Source organism: Leisingera sp., assembly GCF_982940295.1.
Map to the genome: position 1 here is coordinate 1 of NZ_CEYXRG010000042.1, position 5,284 is coordinate 5,284.

General features: G+C 67.1%; 5 protein-coding genes. 4 read left to right on the top strand and 1 reads right to left on the bottom strand.

The window, feature by feature from the left end:
* The coding region (locus tag AC4HIX_RS20695) for an HlyD family type I secretion periplasmic adaptor subunit (protein ID WP_490400332.1) at positions 1-1,011 on the top strand (1,011 nt) is incomplete at its 5' end.
* Positions 1,012-1,090: 79 nt separating this feature from the next.
* Positions 1,091-2,332: a glycosyltransferase family 4 protein gene (locus tag AC4HIX_RS20700; RefSeq protein WP_490400333.1), complete on the top strand. Its 1,242-nt coding sequence runs from the start codon at positions 1,091-1,093 to the stop codon at positions 2,330-2,332.
* 310 nt (positions 2,333-2,642) lie between these two features.
* On the opposite strand, the gene AC4HIX_RS20705 is transcribed toward AC4HIX_RS20700, so the two are convergent.
* Positions 2,643-3,299 carry a response regulator transcription factor gene (locus tag AC4HIX_RS20705; RefSeq protein ID WP_490400334.1) on the bottom strand — a complete coding sequence of 219 codons (657 nt, stop codon included), beginning with the start codon at positions 3,297-3,299 and terminating at the stop codon, positions 2,643-2,645.
* A gap of 776 nt (positions 3,300-4,075) precedes the next feature.
* Between AC4HIX_RS20705 and AC4HIX_RS20710 the strand changes: the two genes are divergently transcribed.
* Both AC4HIX_RS20710 and AC4HIX_RS20715 read left to right on the top strand, forming a co-directional pair.
* Positions 4,076-5,050: a helix-turn-helix transcriptional regulator gene (locus AC4HIX_RS20710; RefSeq protein WP_490400335.1), complete on the top strand. Its 975-nt coding sequence runs from the start codon at positions 4,076-4,078 to the stop codon at positions 5,048-5,050.
* A partial coding sequence (locus AC4HIX_RS20715) for a hypothetical protein (protein WP_490400336.1) occupies positions 5,047-5,284 on the top strand: 238 nt, incomplete at its 3' end. The genes AC4HIX_RS20710 and AC4HIX_RS20715, both read left to right, overlap by 4 nt.

The window sequence follows — 5,284 nt, forward strand, 5'->3', positions numbered from 1 at the left end:
CTGTTCGAGCTGATGGCGCGCCGCGGCCGGCTGGAGGCGGAGCGGGACGAGGCCGGGGAAATCACCTTTGACCCGGAGTTGTTGAAAGCCGCTGAAAGCCAGCCGGAGGTCAAAGACCTGGTGGATGGCCAGCAGCGCCTGTTCCAGGCCCGCAAGGCCACCACCGCCCGCGAGATCGAGCAGCTGGAGAAACGCCGGGTGCAGATCGAAGAGCAGATCCGCGGCATCCAGGCGCAGCAGCAATCAATGAAAGTTCAGCTGGAGCTGATCAACGAGGAACTGGGCAACCAGCAATCGCTGCTGGACCGCGGCCTGGCGCAGGCGGCGACGGTGCTGAACCTGCGCCGCACCCAGGCCAACCTGGAAGGGCAGCTGGGTGAGCTGGTCGCCTCAGAGGCACAGGCCGAGGGCCGCATCACCGAGATCGATATCGAGATCCTGAAACTGGGCACCGGCCAGCGGGAGGAGGCGATCACCCGCCTGCGCGACCTGCGCTATCAGGAGCTGGAGCTGGCCGAAACCCGCCGCTCGCTGCGCCAGCGGCTGACGCGGCTGGATATCACCGCGCCGGTGTCCGGAGTGGTCTACGGGTTGCAGGTGCACACCCCGCGCTCGGTGATCCGGCCCGCCGATCCGGTGCTGTATCTGGTGCCGCAGGACCGGCCGCTAGTGATTGCCGCACAGGTGGCGCCGACAGACATCGACCAGCTGCATATGGGCCAGGAGGTGACCCTGCGGTTCTCGGCGCTGGACCAGCGCAGCACGCCGGAGCTGTTCGGGCAAGTGACCCAGGTTTCGGCAGATGCGTTTGAGGATCAGGGCAGCGGCCTGTCTTACTACCGCGCCGAGATTGAGCTCAATCCCGGCGAGCGCGAGCGGCTGCCCGCCGGCACCGTGCTGATTCCGGGGATGCCGGTGGAAAGCTATATCCGCACCGCCGACCGCTCGCCCATGGCTTACCTGGTCAAACCGCTGTCCGACTATTTCGTGAAAGCCTTCCGCGAAAGCTGACGGCGCTCTGCGGGATCAGGACAGCGCAAAGCCGCAGGGACGCTTGCATCCGGCGGCAGGGAACGGCAAGCATAAGCCCATGAAGATTTTGTTTGTGCATCAGAACATGCCCGGCCAGTACCGGGAGCTGGCGCCCTGGCTGGCGGCGCACGGGCATCATGAGATCGTCTTCCTGACACAGCGGCGGGATGTGCAGCTGCCGGGGATCAGGACCGTCACCTACAAACCCTTCCGCACCCCGGACAAGGACGCCTTCGGCCTCTCCCGGGACTGGGAGGCGGCGTCCGGCGCGGGCCTCGGCGCGGCGCTGGCGGCGCGCCAGCTGCGGGACGCGGGCTTCACCCCCGACATCATCATCGGCCACACCGGCTGGGGCGAACTTCTGTTCATGAAGGACCCCTACCCGGATGTGCCCGTCATCGGCTTCTTCGAGTATTTCTACCGCACCTCGGGCGGGCTGGTCGGGTTCGATCCGGAAAACCCGCCCAACGACCAGGCCTATTTCTTTGCCGAGGCGCGCAACACCGTGCCTTATGCCAGCATTGAGCTGGTGGATCAGGGCCATGTGCCCACCGCCTGGCAGCGCGACCGGTTTCCGGCCAGTTTCCACGACCGCATGTATCTGTGCCATGACGGCATCCGCACCGATAAGCTGGGCCCAGATCCGGACGCCTCGGTCAGCCTCGGGCGGCTGGAGCGGCCGCTCAGCCGCGAGGATGAGGTGGTCACCTATATCGCCCGCAACATGGAGCGCGCCCGCGGCTTTCACATCATGATGCGCGCCCTGCCCCGGATCCAGGCGCAGCGCCCCAATGCCCGCATCCTGATGATCGGCGGCAGCGAAACCTCTTACGGCGCCGAAAGCCAGCATCCCGGCGGTTTGCGCGGCGAGATGGAGGACGAGCTGGGCGATAGCGTCGACTGGAGCCGGGTGCATTTTCTCGGCAAGGTTCCCTATGACGACCTCACCCGGATCATCCAGATCAGCCGCTGCCATATCTATCTGACCATGCCTTTCGTGCTCAGCTGGTCGCTTTTGGAGGCGATGGCGATGCAGGCCACGGTGGTGGCCGGAGATGTGGCGCCGGTGCGCGAGGCCATCACCCATGGCGAGACCGGCCTGCTGGTGGATTTCTTCTCCCCGGAGAAGCTGGCCGATCAGGTGGCGGACGTGCTGGCCAACCCCGCCGGTTATGCCCATATCGGCCCCGCCGCACGCGCCCATGCGGTGGAGAAATACGATTTCCTGACCCGCTGCCTGCCGGAGCATATCGCGCAGATCAATGCCCTCGTGCCGGAGGCACGGAGAATTAAAATCTAGCCGGAGGCACGGAAAATCAGGCTCTATTCAGGCCGTTTCTGCCGGAGCAGCCTCGCAAGCGCGTCTCAGCAAAACAAGCGCCGCGCAGCGGCGCCCTTGGCCGCCGCCCGCTCACAGGCGGCCCCTTCCCCCTCAGCACAGCCTTGGCAAACGTTTTCAAAAGGATTTTGCACCCCGTTTCACGCACCCGCCGGATGCGGCGGACCCCGGTTCCGCCTGCATCCGGCAAGCGGCGTCCCGGCCCTCAAGGCCAGGCGCGCCTGTTGCGGGCCGGCTGCGGGCCTGCGGCCGCGCCGCCTGCCGGCCCCTGTCAGTGCGGGCGCTGCTCCGCGGTCTGCGGCGGCAGCTGCTCGGAGGCCCAGAGGGCCGCCTGGGTGCGGTTCTTGGCGCCGATCTTGCGGAAGCAGGTGCGCAGATGCACTTTCACCGTGGCCTCGCAGATGCCCAGCTCATTGGCGATGCTCTTGTTGGTGGCGCCTTCGGTCAGCTTGGCCAGGATCAGCTGCTCGCGGTCCGACAGCCCGTGCCTGGCCCGGCCGTCCGGCGGGCAGGGCACAACCGCAGGCCGCGGCGCCTCGGCGGCCGCGGCGGCGGCGGCCTCCGGCAGCACGATCCGGTAGCCGTTCTGCACCACCTGCAGCGCCGCAATCAGCGCATCCGCCGATTTGCGCTCCGGGATCACCGCCTCGGCATAGGTGCTGAGACGGGCCTGGGCGTCGGGCGGGCAATCGTCGCCGGTGACCAGGATCAGATGCGCGCCGCCCTTGCGGGCCCGGAAGCTGCGCAGTTCCTCCTCCAGCGCCGCGCCGGTGCAGTGGCTGTAAAACAGCACCAGGTCCCTGGCCGGCAGCGGCGGCAGTTCCGCCAGGCTGCTGCAGCAGCCGCCGGTCTCGTAATCATGTGCTTCACAGATGTTCAGAAACATGTCCCTGAGAAGCCTGCTTTCCCCCACAATGTGCACAGGCATCGAAAACTCCTTTACTCGTAACCAGAACCGGATCCTGCCTCCGGCCCGTCCCTCCAGGAGCGCCCTTTTTTAGACCGCCTGCCCCCGCAGGCTGCCGGTGCTGCAATGCGCGGCCGCTCTCTGAAACACAATTCACCCGCCTGCTGCCATCTTGGCCCCGGCGGCGCTTCTGCGCTGCCGTTTCCGGATCGTGATAAATACAGAACATGCCCGGAAAAAACTTCCTGGGCCTGGCAGCGCAACCGGGCGTTCAAACACTTCTGATGCGCATTGCTGTGGATAAACCGTAGCGAATCCAGCCGTTTTTGTTAAGGAGCTTCCCCTCCCGGAGCAGTGCTTTTTGGCCAGGCGGCCCTGCCCTGCGCCCGGGTTTCCGCCTTACCGGGCTGTTTTTCCACAGGATCTGCTCAGGGCGCTTTACGCCCTTGGTATTGTCTCCAAAAGAGAAACGATTTGTTTCCCGGCAGCATTCTACAATTTTAAGACATTTTACTTTGCGCATTAATCAACCCAGGGTTTTCCTGATTCGCCCGCCCTGCCCCCTGCGGCTACCCCCATGGTGGTATTTTGCGCCGCCCGGCCGCGCTGTCCCGGCCTTTGGCGTACGCCCTCTGCCCGGTTTGCCGTGCCGGGCACTGTGCTACCTTCAAGACATTCATTATGTCATGCCGGGGGGCAACATGGTTGTGTTGAGTGCGTCCGCTGCACAAGCGGGCAGGTTGGTATTTTCGCGGTCTCTTCAAAGGCAAATCTCTTCTCTGACAAAACTGGCCCTGGTGCAGCCAGGGCACCGCCGCGCCCCGGTGCTGACCAGTGCCGGAGCGCAGGGCGAGGCCTGCCCGGACACCGCCGCAGCGGCGCTGCGGCGCCAGCTGCAGCCCGGCACCGCCAACAGCTTCCGCCCGCGCCGCCCGGGGGGGGCGGCGGTGCGGGATCTGGCGGCGCGGCTGCCCGCAGAGCTGGCGGCGGACCTGGCCGCCGGCCGCGGCTGGGCGCTGTTTTCCTGCGGTTTCGAGGACGGCAGCGAGGATCTGATCGCGCTGAAGCTGGACGGCGGCCCGCATGATGCCCATTGCGGCGACATCCTGCAGGCGATCTGGCCGGTGCTGCGCGAGGACAGCTTGCGCGAGCTGGCGGGCGAGACCCAGGCGGCGGTGACCAGCGCGCTGTTGTGGACTATTTCCAAGAAGACCGACTCTGCGGTGCTGGTGCTCGACGGCGAGGGCCGCCTGCTGCATTGCAATGAATCGGGGCGCGACATGCTGGATGGCGGCGATCTGCTCAGCGACCAGGGCGGCCGCCTCAGCTGCGCCCGCCCGGGCGAGACCGCGGGGTTTTACGCGGCGGTGGCCGAATGCGCCCGCTCGCGCCGCGGCAGCGCCCGCGGCCCGCGCGAGCTGATCCTGTTCCTGGAGGACCGCCAAAGCGGCATGCGGCTGCCGGTGTCGCTGACCCGCTACCGCTGCGCCGGCGCCGATCAGCCGCTGGTGGTGGCGATCCTGCCGCGCCAGCCCGACCGCACCCGCATCGAGATGCTGGCCCAGAAGATGGGGCTGTCGCCTGCTGAGGCGCGGGTGGCGGCGCTCATCCAGCTGGGGCTCAGCAACCGCGAGGCGGCGCATATCGCGGGCCTCAAGGAGCAGACTTTCAACACCTATGCCAAGCGGGTGCTGGCCAAGCTGCAGTCGGCGGGCCGCGCCGAGATGGCGCAGCGGCTGACCTGGCAGGCCTCGCTGGGGAGAGCGTCATGAACAAGCTGACGCTCGATGCGCCGGTGCAGGGCCCGCCCGCCCCGGCCGGCAGCCCCGCCCGCCCGGCACAGGATGCGGCGGCGCAGCCGGGCCAGCCCGCCCAGGCGAAAGCCGTACAGGCGCAATCCCCACAGTCTCAAACCGCACAGTCTCAAGCCGCACAGTCTCAGCCTTCGCAGTCTCAGCCTGCACAGGCGCAAGCCGCTGCGGATCAGCCGGCCCCGGCGGCCCGGC

What these genes read in the sequence shown, in the direction of transcription:
- AC4HIX_RS20705 (WP_490400334.1), bottom strand. Translation starts at nt 3,299, where the DNA reads ATGCCTGTGCACATTGTGGGGGAAAGCAGGCTTCTCAGGGACATGTTT.
- AC4HIX_RS20700 (WP_490400333.1), top strand. Translation starts at nt 1,091, where the DNA reads ATGAAGATTTTGTTTGTGCATCAGAACATGCCCGGCCAGTACCGGGAG.